The organism is Nocardioides plantarum (genome assembly GCF_006346395.1).
Lineage (GTDB): Bacteria > Actinomycetota > Actinomycetes > Propionibacteriales > Nocardioidaceae > Nocardioides > Nocardioides plantarum.
Genome location: NZ_VDMS01000001.1, coordinates 90,100 through 106,966, shown reverse-complemented (window position 1 = coordinate 106,966; position 16,867 = coordinate 90,100). Strand labels below are relative to the sequence as shown.

13 protein-coding genes are annotated in these 16,867 nt (G+C 70.4%); 12 read left to right on the top strand and 1 reads right to left on the bottom strand.

Going from position 1 to position 16,867, the window contains the following annotated elements:
* Positions 1-147: 147 nt before the first annotated feature.
* Positions 148-1,335, bottom strand: a complete 1,188-nt coding sequence (locus FJQ56_RS00515) for a DUF349 domain-containing protein (RefSeq protein WP_246083923.1) — start codon at positions 1,333-1,335, stop codon at positions 148-150.
* A 203-nt stretch (positions 1,336-1,538) separates the two neighbouring features.
* Here FJQ56_RS00515 and FJQ56_RS00510 point away from each other — a divergent pair, with 203 nt between their 5' ends.
* From FJQ56_RS00510 to alaS, 12 genes are all read left to right on the top strand, one after another.
* Positions 1,539-2,222 carry an MBL fold metallo-hydrolase gene (locus FJQ56_RS00510; protein WP_140007268.1) on the top strand — a complete coding sequence of 228 codons (684 nt, stop codon included), beginning with the start codon at positions 1,539-1,541 and terminating at the stop codon, positions 2,220-2,222.
* A complete protein-coding gene (gene hisS / locus FJQ56_RS00505; protein ID WP_140007267.1) occupies positions 2,222-3,583 on the top strand; it encodes a histidine--tRNA ligase in 1,362 nt (453 codons plus the stop codon). Before FJQ56_RS00510 ends, hisS begins: the two co-directional genes overlap by 1 nt.
* Entirely contained in the window at positions 3,580-5,358 is a 1,779-nt protein-coding gene (gene aspS, locus FJQ56_RS00500; RefSeq protein WP_140007266.1) for an aspartate--tRNA ligase, read from the top strand. The genes hisS and aspS overlap by 4 nt, the downstream gene beginning before the upstream one ends.
* Positions 5,359-5,563: 205 nt before the next feature.
* Positions 5,564-6,547, top strand: coding sequence for an ABC transporter permease (locus FJQ56_RS00495; RefSeq protein WP_211350711.1), 984 nt, complete (start codon positions 5,564-5,566; stop codon positions 6,545-6,547).
* Between the two features lie 46 nt (positions 6,548-6,593).
* Positions 6,594-8,366, top strand: a complete 1,773-nt coding sequence (locus FJQ56_RS00490) for an ABC transporter substrate-binding protein (RefSeq protein WP_140007265.1) — start codon at positions 6,594-6,596, stop codon at positions 8,364-8,366.
* A 104-nt stretch (positions 8,367-8,470) separates the two neighbouring features.
* Complete coding sequence (locus FJQ56_RS00485) at positions 8,471-9,487, top strand: ABC transporter permease (protein ID WP_140007264.1); 1,017 nt, start codon at positions 8,471-8,473, stop codon at positions 9,485-9,487.
* Positions 9,484-10,593 carry an ABC transporter ATP-binding protein gene (locus tag FJQ56_RS00480; RefSeq protein WP_140007263.1) on the top strand — a complete coding sequence of 370 codons (1,110 nt, stop codon included), beginning with the start codon at positions 9,484-9,486 and terminating at the stop codon, positions 10,591-10,593. Before FJQ56_RS00485 ends, FJQ56_RS00480 begins: the two co-directional genes overlap by 4 nt.
* Entirely contained in the window at positions 10,590-11,834 is a 1,245-nt protein-coding gene (locus FJQ56_RS00475) for an ABC transporter ATP-binding protein (protein ID WP_140007262.1), read from the top strand. The genes FJQ56_RS00480 and FJQ56_RS00475 overlap by 4 nt, the downstream gene beginning before the upstream one ends.
* 46 nt (positions 11,835-11,880) lie before the next feature.
* Positions 11,881-13,230, top strand: coding sequence for a replication-associated recombination protein A (locus tag FJQ56_RS00470; RefSeq protein ID WP_246084095.1), 1,350 nt, complete (start codon positions 11,881-11,883; stop codon positions 13,228-13,230).
* Between the two features lie 144 nt (positions 13,231-13,374).
* On the top strand, positions 13,375-13,890 hold the full coding sequence (locus tag FJQ56_RS00465) for a hypothetical protein (protein ID WP_140007261.1): 516 nt from the start codon (positions 13,375-13,377) through the stop codon (positions 13,888-13,890).
* Positions 13,887-14,162 carry a DUF6167 family protein gene (locus tag FJQ56_RS00460; protein WP_170215212.1) on the top strand — a complete coding sequence of 92 codons (276 nt, stop codon included), beginning with the start codon at positions 13,887-13,889 and terminating at the stop codon, positions 14,160-14,162. The genes FJQ56_RS00465 and FJQ56_RS00460 overlap by 4 nt, the downstream gene beginning before the upstream one ends.
* Positions 14,162-16,861 carry an alanine--tRNA ligase gene (alaS, locus tag FJQ56_RS00455; RefSeq protein ID WP_140007259.1) on the top strand — a complete coding sequence of 900 codons (2,700 nt, stop codon included), beginning with the start codon at positions 14,162-14,164 and terminating at the stop codon, positions 16,859-16,861. The genes FJQ56_RS00460 and alaS overlap by 1 nt, the downstream gene beginning before the upstream one ends.
* Positions 16,862-16,867: the final 6 nt, after the last annotated feature.

Sequence of the window (16,867 nt, the reverse complement as noted above, 5' to 3'; positions counted from 1 at the left end):
GGCTGAGGAACGAAGCCGCGAAGCGCGTCGAAATCACCGCAGCCGGTCTCGTGACCCGACCCCTGGTCGAGCGTCGAGATCGGTCGCGAGCGTCTCGACTCGGGCTCGCTGGCGCTCGCCCGGCTCGACGACCGCCAGTGACGGCCTCTAACCAGAAAAGTCAGCCGACGCGCGACGGGCCATGTCGAGGAAGGACCGGCGGGACTCGAGGTTGTCCTCGAGCTCCTTGACCTTCTTGTCGTTGCCGGCCGTGCGGGCCTTCTCGAGGTCGGCCTCGACCTTGGCGATGGCGTCCTCGAGCTTGGTGACCATGTCGTTGGCGCGGGCGGACTTCTCGGGGTCCGAGCGCTTCCACTGGTCGTCCTCGGCGTTGCGCAGGGCCGTCTCGACCGTCCGCATCCGGGCCTCGAGGTCCTTGATGCGGTCGCGGGGGACCTTGCCGGCGGCCTCCCACTGGTCGGCGAGGTCGCGGAACTTCTTCTTGGTGGCCTCGAGGTTGCCGATCGGCAGCAGCGCCTCGATCTCGACGATCAGCGCGTCCTTGACCTCGGCGTTGGCGGCGAACTCGGCGTCGAGCGCTGCGTTGGCGGCGTCGCGGGCACCGAAGAAGGCGTCCTGGGCTCCCCGGAACCTGGCCCAGAGGACGTCGTCGACGTCCTTGGGGGCGGGGCCGGCGGCCTTCCAGTCGCGCATCAGGTCGCGGTAGCGCCCGGCGGTGGGGCCCCACTCGGTCGAGGTCGCCAGCGCCTCGGCCTCCTTGCAGAGCCGCTCCTTGACGACGCGAGCGCCCTCGCGCTTCTCGTCCTGCTCGGCGAAGTGGATCTTGCGGGCCTTGGTGTAGGCCGTGCGGGCGCTGGAGAAGCGCTTCCACAGCGCGTCGTCGGAGGCGCGGTCGATGCGGGGGAGCACCTTCCACTGGTCGAGCAGGTCGCGCAGCCGGTTGGCGCCGTTGCGCCAGTCGGTGCCGGCGCCGATCTTCTCGGCCTCCTCGACGATCGACTCCTTGGCGGCCTTGGACTCCGCAGCCTTCTCGGCCTTCTCGGCGCGACGTGCCTCCCGCTGTACGGCGAGCACGGGGGCCAGGGCGTCGAGCCGACCGCTGAGCGAGGCGAGGTCGCCGACCGCGTTGGCGTCGGTGACCTGGGCGCGCACGGTCTTGATCGACTCGGCCGCCTCCTCGGGAGTCAGCTTGGCCGAGTTGACCCGCTGCTCGAGGAGCTGCACCTCGAAGGAGAGCGCGTCGAAACGCTCGGTGAAGAAGGCCAGGGCCTCCTCGGGCGTCCCGGCCGGGTAGGACCCGACCGACCGCTCGCCGTCGGTGGTCCTGACATACACGGTGCCGTCGTCATCGACGCGACCCCATTCGCTGCTCGTCACTGCGTTCCCTCTTCGTCGGTCGTGGCGCTGCCCCACCCTAAGGGAAGACGTCGGTGTGGCGAGCGCCGCTACCAGCCTCGGCGGTACCGGCCGACCTGCGGCTCACCTGCGAGGCCAATACCGGGGAGCCCCGAGCACGCCGGCCTCGCTACCCTGAGCCGGTGCTGATCGCCGCCTTCCCCGCAGGACCGTGGGGCACCAACTGCTACGTGGCGGCCACCGGACCCGGCGCCGAGTGCGTGGTCATCGACCCCGGCAAGGACGCCGGCCCCGACGTCGACCGGGTCGTGCGCGAGCACCGGCTCAAGCCCGTCGCGGTGCTGGTCACCCACGGTCACGTCGACCACATGTGGAGCGTCGCGCCCGTCGCCGGCACCTACGACGCCACCGCCTGGATCCACCCCAAGGACCGGCACCTGCTGGCCGACCCGATGCAGGGCATGTCGCCCGAGACGACCGCGATGATGCTCGGCGGCAGCTACGAGTTCGCCGAGCCCGACGACGTCCGCGAGCTCACCGACCTGCAGTCGCTCGAGCTCGCCGGGCTGAGCTTCGTCGTCGACCACACCCCCGGCCACACGGAGGGCTCGGTCACCTTCCGCACGCCCTACGGCGTCGAGCAGGGTCACGCCGACGTGTCCGAGGTGCTGTTCTCCGGTGACCTGCTCTTCGCGGGCTCGATCGGGCGCACCGACCTGCCCGGGGGCGACCACCCCTCCATGCTGCGCTCGCTGCGCGACAAGGTGCTGCCGCTCGCCGACGACATCGTGGTGCTGCCCGGTCACGGCGAGCAGACGTCCATCGGTCGTGAGCGCGCCACCAACCCCTTCCTCCAGGACCTGTGATGAGCACCAAGATCACCCCGCTGAGCGGGTTCCCCGAGCTGTTGCCCGAGCAGCGCGTCGTCGAGCAGGACGTCGTCGACCTCCTGCGCAGCACCTTCGAGCTGCACGGCTTCGCCGGCATCGAGACCCGCGCCGTCGAGCCGCTCGAGCAGCTGCTGACCAAGGGCGAGACCTCCAAGGAGGTCTACGTGCTGCGTCGTCTGCAGGAGCAGGAGTCCGGCAAGGACGCCGGCCTGGGCCTCCACTTCGACCTCACCGTGCCCTTCGCGCGCTACGTGGTCGAGAACGCCGGCAAGCTCGACTTCCCGTTCCGCCGCTTCCAGATCCAGAAGGTATGGCGCGGCGAGCGGCCCCAGGACGGCCGCTACCGCGAGTTCACCCAGGCCGACATCGACGTCGTCGGGCGCGACGTGCTGCCGGTCCACCACGACGTCGAGGTCGCGCGGGTGATGCTCGACGCGCTGCGCCGCATCGAGTTCCTGCCCGGCTTCCGGCTGCAGGTCAACAACCGCAAGGTGCTCGAGGGCTACTTCCGCGGCCTGGGCCTCGACGACGCGACGACGACCCTGGCCATGACGGCCGTCGACCGGCTCGACAAGCAGCCGGTCGAGGCGGTCGCCGCGATGCTCGTCGAGGCCGGCCTCGACACCGAGCTGGCCCACCGCTGCCTGGCCATCGCCGAGATCTGCACCCCCGACAGCTCCTTCGTCGAGCGCGTGCGTGCCCTCGGCGTGGAGCACCCGCTGCTCGACGAGGGCCTGGTCGAGCTGGCCGCCGTCGTCGACGGGTGCGCGTCGCTGGTCGGCCCCACCGTCGACGTGGTCGCCGACCTCAAGATCGCCCGCGGCCTCGACTACTACACCGGCACCGTCTTCGAGACCCGGATGCGCGGGCACGAGGCCCTCGGCTCGATCTGCTCCGGCGGGCGCTACGACGCCCTGGCGACCGACGGCCGCACCACCTACCCCGGCGTCGGCATCTCCCTGGGCGTCAGCCGGGTCCTGGTGCCGCTGCTCAACCGTGGCGACCTGGTGGCCGACCGCAAGGTCCCCAGCGCCGTGCTGGTCGCGGTCACCGACGAGGAGTCGCGTGGGCGCAGCGATCTCGTGGCCGCCTCGCTGCGCGCCCGGGGCGTGCCGTGCGAGGTGGCCGCCACCGCAGCCAAGTTCGGCAAGCAGATCCGGTACGCCGAGCGCCGCGGCATCCCGTACGTCTGGTTCGAGCACGACGACGAGGGCACGACCACCCACCAGGTCAAGGACATCCGCTCCGGCGAGCAGCACGACGCCGACCCGGACACCTGGACCCCACCCGCAGCGGACCTGCGACCGCAGGTCCTCATCAAGGAGCAACCACAGTGATCCGCACCCACGACGCCGGCGCCCTGCGCGCCGAGCACGTCGGCCAGACCGTCACCCTCGCCGGCTGGGTGGCGACCCGTCGCGACCACGGCGGCGTCGCCTTCATCGACCTGCGCGAGGCCAGCGGCGTCGTCCAGGTCGTCATCCGCGACGAGGCCGTCGCCCACCAGCTGCGCGCCGAGTTCTGCCTCAAGGTCACCGGCGAGGTGATCGCGCGCAAGCAGGGCAACGAGAACCCCAACCTGGCCACCGGTGGCATCGAGGTCGTCGCCACCGACGTCGAGGTGCTCAGCGCCTCGGCGCCGCTGCCGTTCCCCATCAGCGACCACGTCGACGTGGGGGAGGAGGCGCGGCTCAAGCACCGCTACCTCGACCTGCGTCGCAGCGGTCCCAACGCCGCGATCCGCCTGCGCAGCAAGGTCAACAAGGCCGCGCGCGACGTGCTGGACCAGCGCGCGTTCGTCGAGGTCGAGACGCCCACCCTGACCCGCAGCACGCCCGAGGGGGCCCGCGACTTTCTGGTGCCCGCCCGGCTGGCCCCAGGCAGCTGGTACGCCCTGCCGCAGAGCCCCCAGCTCTTCAAGCAGCTGCTGATGGTCGGCGGCCTCGAGCGCTACTACCAGATCGCGCGCTGCTATCGCGACGAGGACTTCCGCGCCGACCGGCAGCCGGAGTTCACCCAGCTCGACATCGAGATGAGCTTCGTCGAGCAGGACGACGTGATCGAGCTGATGGAGGAGGTCCTGGCCGCCATGTGGGCGCTCGTGGGCCACGAGATCCCCCGGCCGATCCCGCGGATGACCTACGCCGACGCGATGGCGCGGTTCGGCTCCGACAAGCCCGACCTGCGGATGGGCCTGGAGCTGGTCGACTGCACCGACTACTTCAAGGACACCCCGTTCCGGGTCTTCCAGGCGCCCTACGTGGGCGCCGTGGTGATGCCGGGAGGTGCCAGCCAGCCCCGCAAGAAGCTCGACGCCTGGCAGGACTGGGCCAAGCAGCGCGGCGCCCGGGGCCTGGCCTACGTGCTGGTTCAGGAGGACGGCGAGCTCGGCGGTCCCGTGGCCAAGAACCTCAGCGACGACGAGAAGGCCGGCCTGGCCGCCCACGTCGGTGCCGCACCGGGCGACTGCGTGTTCTTCGCCGCCGGTGCCCCCAAGCCCAGCCGTTCCCTGCTGGGCGCTGCCCGGCTCGAGATCGGCCGTCGCGCCGACCTGCTCGACGACTCCGTCTTCGCCTTCACCTGGGTCGTCGACGCGCCGCTGTTCGAGCCGAGCTCGGACGCGGTCGCCAGCGGTGACGTCGCCGTCGGCGCCGGCGCCTGGACCGCGGTGCACCACGCCTTCACCAGCCCCAAGGCGGAGTTCCTCGACACCTTCGACACCGACCCCGGCCCGGCGCTCGCCTACGCCTACGACATCGTGTGCAACGGCAACGAGCTCGGCGGCGGCTCGATCCGGATCCACCGCGGCGACATCCAGAAGCGCGTGTTCGCGGTCATGGGTCTCGACGAGGCCGAGGCGCAGGAGAAGTTCGGTTTCCTCCTGGACGCCTTCGCCTACGGCGCGCCGCCGCACGGCGGCATCGCGGTCGGCATGGACCGCATCTGTGCCCTGCTCGCCGGCACCGACTCGATCCGCGACGTGATCGCGTTCCCCAAGTCCGGTGGGGGATACGACCCGCTCACGGCCGCGCCGGCCCCGATCACACCGCAGCAGCGCAAGGAGGCGGGCGTCGACGGCGCCCCGGCGAAGGACGTCCCTCAGCAGGCCTGAACGGCAAGACGTCCTCCGGTGTAGTCGAGACCAGATCGTTACCGCTCGTGGACCGCCGTGACGAGTCGCGTCACGTAAAGTCCGGTCTCGGTCCTGGACCCCAGCAGTGACCTGCACGACGACGAAGCGTGATGCCTGAGAGGTGACTGTGTCGGTAACGGAGGCTGAGCTCGGCGCTCACGAGGGCGACGATCCCACCGCGGTCGTGGAGCCCCCGCCCGGCGAGAAGAAGGTCGCCGGCAAGTCTCCGACCCGGATCGCGTTCGACCGGCTCCGCAAGGACAAGGTCGCCGTCGTCTGCACGATCGTCGTCATCCTGCTGGTCATCGCCGCGGCGTTCGCCCCGCTGATCAACAAGATGCTCAACATCTACGGCGAGGCCAGCTCGCTGCCCTACTCGCCGACCGACGTCCTCTACTTCGGCGGACCCAACAACGGCCTGCCCAACGTCGGCCCGCCGGTCAACGGCTTCACCGCCGACCACCCCCTGGGTCTGTCGCCCGGTCAGGGGCTCGACAACCTGGCGCGGCTCCTGCTCGGGCTGCGCACCTCGCTGCTCATCGCGACCCTGGCCACGGTGATCAGCACGATCGTCGGCGTCGTCATCGGCCTCGTGGCGGGGTTCTCCCGCGGCTGGCTCGACCGGTTGCTGATGTTCACCACCGACCTGTTCCTGTCGTTCCCCTTCATCCTCGGCGCGATGGCGATGGCCCCGATCCTGCGGGCGCGATTCAACGACGAGGACATCGACGGCCTGGGCCGCGCCCAGCTGATCGCGCTGATCGTGATCCTGGTGTTCTTCGGCTGGATGGGCCTGGCCCGGCTGATCCGCGGTCAGGTGCTCTCCCTGCGCGAGCGCGAGTTCATCCAGGCCGCGCAGGTGATCGGCGTGCCGACGCGACAGATCCTGTTCAAGGAGCTGCTGCCCAACATGGTGGCCCCGATCATCGTGTCGATCTCGCTGTCGCTGCCGGCCTTCGTGACCGCCGAGGCGGGCCTGTCCTACCTCGGTATCGGCCTGACCGGTCAGCCCTCGCTGGGACAGACCATCTTCGACGCGCAGAACTACTTCGAGGTCTACCCGCTCTACCTGTGGGCGCCCGTCGTCACCATCACCATCCTGGTGCTGGCCCTCAATCTCCTGGGTGACGCCATCCGGGATGCGTTCGACCCCAAGACTCGCCGGTGACCCGTTCTCCGGGAGATGTACCCCCCAACAAAGGAAAGGGTGACCCATGCGGCTGAAAGCTCCGCTGATCGCCATCACCGCTGTCTCGATGGCGGCCCTCGCCGCCTGCGGTGGCAGTGGCGACGACAAGAACGACAACCCCGGCAACGGCGAATCGTCCCAGAACGACAACCTCGCCAACACCGGTGACGGCACCGACCCCGAGGCCAAGGGTCCGGTCACCATCGACGGCGCCACCGAGGGTGGGATCGTCAACGTCCCGACCAACGTCGGGTTCACCACGACGATCGACCCCTCCGAGGCCTACTACATCGACACGTCGTCGATCCTCAGGGGACTCATCACCCGGTCGCTCACCCAGTACAAGTACGACGCCGAGTCCAAGCAGATGATCCTGGTCCCCGACCTGGCCACCGACCTGGGCACCCCCAACGACGACTTCACGGAGTGGAAGTTCACCATCCGTGACGGCGTCAAGTGGGAGGACGGCACCCCCGTCACCGCCGACGAGGTCCTCTTCGGCGTCAAGCGCTCGATGGACCGCGACGCGTTCCCGACCGGCGCGACCTACTCCAACGACTACTTCCTCGGTGGCGACAAGTACAAGGGCCCCTACACCGACCCCAAGGGCGAGTTCGACGGCGTCACCGTCGACGGGAGCACCCTCACCTTCAAGATGAGCAAGCCCTTCCCCGACATGCCCTACTGGGGCGCGTTCCCGGCCATGGGTGCGGTCAAGGAGGGCGCGGACTCCGAGCCCGCCAAGTACGCCACCCGCCCGCTGTCCAACGGTCCCTACAAGATCAAGTCCTACACGGTCGCCAAGAGCCTCGTGCTCGAGCGCAACGACCAGTGGGACGCCACCACGGACCCGGCTCGCACCCAGTACCCCGACGGCTACAACTTCTCCTCGCAGGTCGAGTCGGCCAAGGTCGACCAGATCCTGCTCGGCGACTCCGGTGACGGTCAGACGACCCTCACCTACGACAACCTGCTGTCGTCGGACTACAACAAGATGAGCCAGGACGACCCCGACCGGATCGTCGCCGGTGGTCAGCCGTGCACCAACTACACGGCCCCCGACAACCGCAAGATCACCGACAAGCTGATCCGCCAGGCCTACGCCTGGGCCTACCCCTACAAGGACGTCATCCTCGCCAGCGGTGACATCCCGGGCGTCACGGCCATCCCGGCCACCAACCTGATGCCCCCGGGCCTGCCCGGCCGCACCGAGTACAACGTGCTCGACCACGGCGACTTCGCGACCGACGCCGCCAAGTCGAAGGCGCTCCTCAAGGAGGCCGGCGCCGAGGGCTACGAGCTGAAGTTCCTCTTCACCAGCGACGACCCGATCGGTGTCAAGGTCAAGGACGCCGTCGTCAAGGGCCTCGAGGCCGGTGGCTTCAAGGCCACCCCCGTCTCCACGACCCTGGCCGACAACGCCGCCGACCGCGCCAACCCGGACAAGGACATCAACATCCGCTCCGGTGGCTGGTGCTCCGACTGGCCCTCCGGCGCCAGCTGGATCCCGCCGCTCCTCGGCTCGACCGACGTCGAGAACAGCAAGTCGCTGCAGGCCAACTACGCCGCGTTCTCCGAGCCCGACGTGGACGCCAAGATCGCTGACATCCAGACCCAGCCGATCGAGGACCAGCCCGGCCTGTGGAACGACCTCGACAAGGAGATCGCGGAGAAGTACTTCCCGATCATCACCCGCTGGTACGGCGGTGTCGTGATGGCCCACGGATCCAAGATCCAGGGCATGGAGAACGACTCGGTGTTCGGTATGCCGACCTGGAAGGACATCCACGTCGGCTGATGCCGACCTGCATGTCTGACTGACAGTTCACCCCGGTGTGGGGCACGGCCGCGAGGTCGTGCCCCACACCGTCCCTTCGCTCGCGCAGATCGGACCCGTTCCTCATGGCAGGATTCATCGTCAGGCGCCTCCTGACGGCCTTTCTCGTGGTGGTGCTGACCTCCATCTTCGTCTTCGTCCTCTTCTTCAAGGGGCTCGGCGACGCTCCTGCCAACCAGGCCTGCGAGCGCGCGCTCAAGGACCGCTGCACCTCGGAGGCCCGCGAGGTGTTCGCCGAGCGGATGGACCTGCGCAAGCCGCTCACCGAGAACTACAAGAACTTCGTGGTCGGCATCTTCAAGGGCCGCGAGATCAGCCTCGGCGCCTCGCCCCAGAAGTACGCCTGCCCCGCGCCGTGCCTCGGCATCTCGATCGGCAACGGCAACGCCCTGGTCACCGACGAGCTCAAGGACAAGTACCCCGCCACGCTGACGCTCGCGGTCGGCGGGGCCGCCATCTACCTCGTGCTGGGCGTGGTCCTCGGCTCGGTCGCGGCCAGACGACGAGGCAGCGCCCTCGACCGCGGGATGATGGCCAGCACCCTGGTGATCTCCTCGATCCCGTTCTACCTGGTCGCCCTGCTGAGCTGGATCTACCTCACCCAGCAGGCCCAGGTCTTCCCGCAGACGGGCTACTTCCCGATCACCGACAACCCGGCCAAGACGGCGGCAGGACTCCTGCTGCCCTGGCTGGTCATCGGCCTCACCAACGCCACCCAGTACGCGCGCTTCTCTCGTGGACAGATGGTCGACGTGCTGAGCGAGGACTACATCCGCACCGCCTCGGCCAAGGGCCTGCGATCCAACCGCGTCGTGTTCAAGCACGGCCTGCGTGCCGCGATCGTCCCGGTCATCACGATCTTCGGGCTCGACTTCGCCACGCTGCTGGCCGGCACCGTGTTCACCGAGCGGATCTTCGGCATCGACGGCATCGGCAACTGGAGCATCCAGGCGCTGCGCAACCCGCTCGACTTCAGCGTCATCAGTGCCGCGGTCCTGGTGAGCGCCACGCTCGTGGTGCTCGCCAACCTGATCGTCGACATCCTCTACAGCTTCCTCGACCCCCGGGTGACCGTGTCATGAGCGAACTCCTGTCCAGCTCCTCCTCGTCTCCCCACCTCGCCAAGGGCGAGCTCGGTGAGCCCTACCTCCAGGTCAGTGACCTCACGGTGCGGTTCCCCACCGCCGACGGGCTGGTCCAGGCCGTCAGCGACCTGAGCTACTCCGTCGAGCTCGGCAAGACCCTCGGCATCGTCGGTGAGTCGGGCTCGGGCAAGTCGGTCTCGAGCATGGCCGTGCTCGGCCTGCACGACTCCCGGACCGCCCAGATCACCGGGTCGATCAAGGTCGGCGGCACCGAGATCGTCGGCATCTCCGAGGGCAAGCTGCGTCAGCTGCGCGGCAACGCCATGGCGATGATCTTCCAGGACGCCCTCGCGGCGCTGCACCCGTTCTACCGGGTCGGCGCGCAGCTGGGGGAGGCCTACAAGGTCCACCACCCCTCCGCGACCCGGCGCGAGACGCGCAAGCGCGCCATCGAGATGCTCGACCGGGTCGGTATCCCCGAGCCGGCCGGGCGCGTGGACAACTTCCCGCACCAGTTCTCCGGCGGCATGCGTCAGCGCGTGATGATCGCGATGGGCCTGATCAACAACCCCAAGCTCCTGATCGCCGACGAGCCGACGACCGCGCTCGACGTGACCGTCCAGGCCCAGATCCTCGACCTGCTGCAGGACCTGCAGGCCGAGTACAACTCCGCCGTCGTGCTGATCACCCACGACCTCGGCGTGATCGCCGAGATCGCCGACGACGTGCTGGTGATGTACGGCGGCCGCGCGGTCGAGCAGGGCTCGACCAAGGACATCCTGGTCCGGCCCGAGATGCCCTACACCTGGGGCCTGCTGTCGAGCGTGCCCGAGATCAGCTCCGACCCCGACGCGCGGATGATCCCGATCCCCGGCACCCCGCCGAGCCTGCTCAACCCGCCGAAGGGCTGCGCCTTCGAGCCGCGCTGTGTCCACAAGGACAAGGTGCCCGGCGACCTGTGCGCCACGACCCTGCCGCCGATGTCGCCCGGCTCGAGGAACCCCGCACACCTCAAGCGCTGCCACCTGGCCGACCCGGAGGCGATCTACATCACCGAGGTGCTGCCGGAGATCGCGCCGTCCCTCGCCGAGGAGCTGTCATGACCGAGTCCCCGTCCACCGGAGGACTGCACAAGGGCGTGCCGGACGACCCGTTCACTGCGGTCGCCGAGAACGCGCACACCGCCGCGCAGCTCGACCCGTCGGCCGAGCCGGTGCTGTCCGTCGACAACCTGCGGATGTACTTCCCGGTGATGTCCGGCGGGCTGGTCCGCCGCAAGATCGGTGACGTCCAGGCCGTCGACGGCCTGTCCTTCGAGGTCCCGGCCGGCGGCTCGCTCGGTCTGGTCGGCGAGTCCGGCTGCGGCAAGTCGACCACCGGTCGGCTCGTCTCGCGGCTCTACAAGCCGACCACCGGCTCGATGCGCTTCGGCGACGTCGACCTCGCGCAGCTGTCGGAGAAGGAGATGAAGCCGCTGCGCCGCGAGGTGCAGATGATCTTCCAGGACCCCTACAGCTCGCTCAACCCGCGTCATACCGTCGGGCAGATCGTCGGCACCCCGCTGCGCGTGCACAAGGTGGTGCCCAAGAACAAGGTCCTCGGGCGGGTGCAGGAGCTGCTCCAGGTCGTGGGTCTCAACCCCGAGCACTACAACCGCTACCCCAACGAGTTCTCCGGCGGTCAGCGCCAGCGCATCGGCATCGCGCGTGCCCTGGCCCTGCAGCCGAAGCTGATGGTGGCCGACGAGCCGGTGTCCGCGCTCGACGTGTCGATCCAGGCGCAGGTGATCAACCTCCTGCAGGACATCCAGCGCGACTTCGGGGTGGCGTTCCTGTTCATCGCCCACGACCTCGCCGTCGTACGCCACTTCTGCCCCGAGGTGGCGGTGATGTACCTCGGCAAGATCGTCGAGATCGGCGACCGCAACAGCATCTACGACAACGCCCACCACCCCTACACGCAGGCGCTGCTGTCGGCGGTGCCCGACATCAAGCAGGCCGCCACCGGTGGGCGCCGCGAGCGGATCCGGCTGACCGGCGACGTGCCCAGCCCGATCAACCCGCCGTCGGGCTGCCGGTTCCGCACCCGCTGCCCGATCGCGCAGGAGATCTGCGCCAAGCACGAGCCGCCGCTGCTGCAGATCGGGCCGCGCCAGAAGGTCGCCTGCCACTTCCCGGGGCGGATCAACCAGCCGCCGGACACGCCGATCACCGCGCGGATGCTGGGCGTCGACCACCAGGGCAGCCCCGACCCGGGCTCGACCCCGTCGGAGGAGATCACCACCATCCCCGGCTACGCCGACACGTGGTTCGACCTGGACACGAGGACGTTTGGACGAGCCTGAGGCCCTGTTCCCGGACCCCGCTCCGGGGGCCGGGTCGACCGGCAGCCTGCCCGCTCGGGACCTGCCGCCGGCAGCAGGGGGCGGGGGGTCGCTCTCCTCGGCCGGCCACGCGTCGGCGCCGCTCGCCGTACGGATGCGTCCGCGCACCCTCGACGAGCTCGCCGGCCAGGCCCAGTTGCGCGCCCCGGGCTCGCCGCTGCACCAGCTGATCGAGGGCGACCAGTCGATGTCGCTGCTGCTCTGGGGTCCGCCCGGCACCGGCAAGACGACGATCGCCTCGATCCTGTCGCGCCAGACCGGGCGCCGGTTCGTCGAGGTCTCGGCGGTGTCCGCCGGGGTCAAGGACGTGCGGGCCGCGATCGACACCGCCCGCAACGCCCTGGTCCGCACCGGGGCCGAGACGGTGCTGTTCGTCGACGAGGTGCACCGCTTCAGCAAGGCCCAGCAGGACGCGCTGCTCCCCGGCGTCGAGAACCGGTGGGTGACCCTGGTCGCCGCCACGACCGAGAACCCGTTCTTCTCGGTGATCTCGCCGCTGCTGTCGCGCAGCCTGCTGCTGCGCCTGGAGTCGTTGACCGACGACGACGTCCGCTCGGTCATGCACTCCGCCCTGGCCGACGCCGAGCGGGGGCTGGGCGGGGCCTTCGAGATCGACGACGAGGCCCTCGACCACCTGGTGCGCCTGGCCGGCGGTGACGCCCGGCGGTCCCTGACCTACCTCGAGGCGGCGGCCGGCGCCGCGACGGCCCGCGGCTCGGCGCAGATCGACCTGGAGACCGCCGAGACCGCCGTGGACCGGGCCGCGGTGCGCTACGACCGGCAGGGCGACCAGCACTACGACATCACCAGCGCCTTCATCAAGTCGATCCGCGGGTCCGACGCCGACGCCGCGATGCACTACCTGGCCCGGATGATCGAGGCGGGGGAGGACCCGCGCTTCATCGCCCGGCGCCTGGTCATCCTGGCCTCGGAGGACATCGGGCTGGCCGACCCGACCGCCCTGCAGACCGCGGTCGCCGCCGCCCAGGCCGTCCAGCTGATCGGCATGCCCGAGGCAGCCTTCAACCTCGCCCACGCGGTGATCGCGCTCGCGGTGGCGCCCAAGTCCAACGCGGTCACGCTGGCCCTGGCGGCCTCGCGCGCCGACGTCCGCGCCGGCAAGGTCGGGACCGTCCCGCCCCACCTGCGCGACGCGCACTACGCGGGCTCCAAGGACCTGGGTCACGGCACCAGCTACACCTACAGCCACGACGAGCCCTACGGCATCGCCGAGCAGCAGTACGCCCCCGACGTCATCGCCGAGGCGGCCTACTACCGCCCCAAGGAGATCGGGGCCGAGTCCGCGATCAAGGAGCGCTGGGAGCGGGTCCGGCGGATCATCCGGGGAAGTCCCTGACTGGCGGTCCGAGCCTCGGAGGGCGGTCCCTGGCTCGCGGTCCGAGCCTCGGAGGGCGGTCCCTGGCTCGCGGTCCGGGCCTCGGAGGGCGGTCCCTGAGGTGCGAGCGGAGCGAGCCTCGAAGGGTCGGTAGGGTTCTGTTCCATGACCGACGAGTGGAGCGTGCCCGGTTGGGTCGTGCTCGCGGCCCTTGCGGTGCTGGCCGTCCTCGTCGTCGTGCTCGTGCTCGCGCTGGTGCGGACCCGGTCGCGCCACACCGCGGCGCTCGAGGGGGCGCGCGCCGACGCGGCCGCGCTGGCCCTGCAGGTCGAGGCGATCGAGCAGCGGCTCGCCGAGCCCGCACCCGCGGTCCGCGCCGACGAGACCGAGTACGTCGTCACCATGCTCGGCCGCGAGACCGGGCCGGGGGAGTCCGACGAGCCGGCCCCCGTCGTACCGGCTCCGCTGTTCGCCGACCTGGTGCTGCGCGAGGGTGTCGTCCAGGCGGCCTCGCTGGCCGCCGGCCTGCGGCGCGCGCTCGCGCCCGAGGCGCGGCACCGGATCCGGTTCGAGATGAAGCGCGAGGTCAAGCGGGCGCGCAAGCAGCGGCGGGCCGACCTGCGTCAGGCCAAGCGCGAGTACGACGCACGCCAGCGTGGTGCCGTGGAGAACGCGGCATGAGCCGGACCCTGTGGTTCGCCGCGGGGGCCGGGGCCGGGCTCTACGCCGCCGTCCGCGCCCGTCGCGCCGCCGAGGTGCTCACCGTCGACGGCCTGCAGGACCGCGTGGGCGCCGCCGTGGTGGGCCTGCGGATGTTCCGCGACGAGGTCGCCCAGGGCAAGGCCGACACCGAATCCCAGTTGCGCGAGCGGATGGGCCTGGCGCTCCATGAGCACCGCGAGCTGGACACCCCCACACCGAGAAGCATCGAGAAGGAAGCAGGCAGCAGCTGATGGACACCGCGGAGATCCGACGGAGGTTCGTGGCGCACTTCCAGGCCGCCGGGCACACCCCCGTCCCCTCGGCCTCGCTGTTGCTCGACGACCCCAACCTGCTGTTCGTCAACGCGGGCATGGTGCCGTTCAAGCCCTACTTCCTGGGCCAGGAGACGCCGCCGTACGACACCGCGACGAGCGTGCAGAAGTGCATCCGCACCCCCGACATCGAGGACGTCGGCAAGACCACGCGGCACGGCACGTTCTTCGAGATGTGCGGCAACTTCTCCTTCGGCGACTACTTCAAGGAGCGGGCCATCGAGCTCGCCTGGGACCTGGTCACGAAGTCGCAGGCCGACGGCGGCTGGGGCCTGGAGGAGTCCAGGCTCTACCCCTCCATCCTCGACGGCGACGACGAGGCGCTGGCCCTGTGGACCAAGGTGACCGGCCTGCCCGAGCACCGCATCCTCAAGCTCGGACGCAAGGAGAACTACTGGTCGATGGGCGTGCCGGGTCCCGGTGGTCCGTGCTCGGAGATCCTCTACGACCGCGGCCCCGACTTCGGCCCCGACTTCGACCCCGCGTCGCTCGGTCCCGACATGCCGTTCGCGCTGGAGGACCGGCTGCTGGAGATCTGGAACCTCGTCTTCATGCAGGACGAGCTCAGCGCGGTGCGCTCCAAGGAGGACTTCGACATCGCGGGGTCGCTGCCCAAGAAGAACATCGACACGGGCATGGGCCTGGAGCGGATCGCGCTGCTGCTGCAGGGCAAGCAGAACATGTACGAGATCGACGTGATGTTCCCGGTCATCGAGCGCGCCATGGAGCTCACCGGCCGGGCCTACGGCGCCGACCCCGTCGACGACGTCCGGTTCCGGGTCGTCGCCGACCACGTGCGCAGCTCGATGATGCTCATCAGCGACGGAGTGACCCCGGGCAACGAGGCGCGCGGCTACGTGCTGCGCCGCCTGCTGCGCCGCGCGGTCCGGTCGATGCGCCTGCTGGGCTACGACGAGCCGTCGCTGCCCGAGCTGCTCCCGATCAGCCGCGACAAGATGGGCGAGACCTACACCGACCTGCACACCGACTGGGAGCGCATCTCGCGGGTCGCGTACGCCGAGGAGGAGACCTTCCGCAAGACGCTGCAGGCCGGCACCACGATGTTCGACCAGGCCGCCAGCCGCGTGAAGCAGTCCGGGGGCGCGGCGATCGCGGGGCCCGAGGCGTTCCAGCTGCACGACACCTTCGGCTTCCCGATCGACCTGACGCTGGAGATGGCCGCCGAGGCCGGTCTGTCGGTCGACGAGGACGGGTTCCGGAGCCTGATGGCCGAGCAGCGGGAGCGGGCCAAGGCCGACGCACGCAGCAAGCGCGGCCAGCACGCCGACACTGCTGCCTACCGGGCCGTCCTCGACGCGCACGGACCCACCGAGTGGCTGGCCTACGAGACGCTCGAGACCGAGTCGCGCCCGCTGGCGCTGTTGCGCGAGGGCGTCGCGGTGACATCCCTCGGCAACGGCGAGGTCGGCGAGATCGTGCTCGACCGCACGCCCTTCTACGCCGAGTCCGGCGGCCAGGCGGCCGATGCCGGCATCATCGAGTTCGACGGCGGACGCCTCGAGGTCGTCGACGTCCAGCGGCCGATCAAGGGTCTGGTCGTGCACCAGGTGCGCGTCGTCGACGGCGAGCTGCCCGCCGACGCCGCGCTCCTGCACGCGCAGGTCGACCCCGACTGGCGCACCGGTGCGCGCCAGGCCCACTCCGGCACCCACGTCGTCCACGCCGCACTGCGCCAGGTGCTCGGGCCCAGCGCCCTGCAGTCCGGGTCCTACAACCGGCCCGGCTACCTGCGCCTCGACTTCGGCTGGACCACCGGGCTGAGCCCCGAGCAGGTCAAGGACATCGAGCGGGTCTCCAACGAGGCGCTGCGCGCCGACCTGCCCGTCGGCTGGCAGTACATGACGCTCGAGCAGGCCAAGGACTGGGGCGCGGTCGCGCTGTTCGGCGAGACCTACGACAACACCAAGGTCCGGGTCGTCGAGATCGGCGGTCCCTGGTCGCGCGAGCTCTGCGGCGGCACCCACGTCGACCACGCCTCGCAGATCGGCACCCTCGTGGTCACCGGCGAGGCGTCGGTCGGCTCGGGCAACCGCCGCATCGAGGCGTTCACCGGCGTCGAGGGCTTCAACTACCTCGCGCGCGAGCGCGACGTCGTCGGCCAGCTCACCAGCCTGCTCAAGATCCAGCCGCAGGACCTCGTCCCGCGGGTCGCCGACCTCGTCGACCGGCTCCGGTCGGCCGAGAAGGAGATCGAGAGGGCGCGCCTGCAGCAGCTGCTGTCGGGCGGCGCCGAGCTCGCGGCCTCCGCGGTCGACGTCGGCGGCGTCCGGGTCGTGGCGCACCGCGTCGACGGGGCCGGCGGGGGCGACGTACGCACCCTGGCCCTCGACGTGCGCGGCCGGCTCGCCGGCGACCAGCCGGCGGCGGTCGTCGTGATCGGCGCCGCCGACGGCAAGGTGTCGGTGGTGGCGGCGCTCAACGAGTCCGCGCAGGCCAGGGGGCTCAGCGCCAACGACCTCGTGCGCGCGGTCGGCCCGTTCGTCGGCGGCAAGGGTGGCGGCAAGGCCGACGTCGCGCAGGGCGGCGGCACCGACACCTCGCGCCTCGACGAGGCGCTCGCCGCGGTGCGCGCCGCCGTCGCCTCGAGCGGCTCTTGAGGCCGA

Coding starts and splice junctions, on each gene's coding strand:
- hisS (WP_140007267.1), top strand. CDS start 2,222: ATGAGCACCAAGATCACCCCGCTGAGCGGGTTCCCCGAGCTGTTGCCC.
- FJQ56_RS00490 (WP_140007265.1), top strand. CDS start 6,594: ATGCGGCTGAAAGCTCCGCTGATCGCCATCACCGCTGTCTCGATGGCG.
- FJQ56_RS00485 (WP_140007264.1), top strand. CDS start 8,471: ATGGCAGGATTCATCGTCAGGCGCCTCCTGACGGCCTTTCTCGTGGTG.
- FJQ56_RS00480 (WP_140007263.1), top strand. CDS start 9,484: ATGAGCGAACTCCTGTCCAGCTCCTCCTCGTCTCCCCACCTCGCCAAG.
- FJQ56_RS00475 (WP_140007262.1), top strand. CDS start 10,590: ATGACCGAGTCCCCGTCCACCGGAGGACTGCACAAGGGCGTGCCGGAC.
- FJQ56_RS00465 (WP_140007261.1), top strand. CDS start 13,375: ATGACCGACGAGTGGAGCGTGCCCGGTTGGGTCGTGCTCGCGGCCCTT.
- FJQ56_RS00460 (WP_170215212.1), top strand. CDS start 13,887: ATGAGCCGGACCCTGTGGTTCGCCGCGGGGGCCGGGGCCGGGCTCTAC.
- alaS (WP_140007259.1), top strand. CDS start 14,162: ATGGACACCGCGGAGATCCGACGGAGGTTCGTGGCGCACTTCCAGGCC.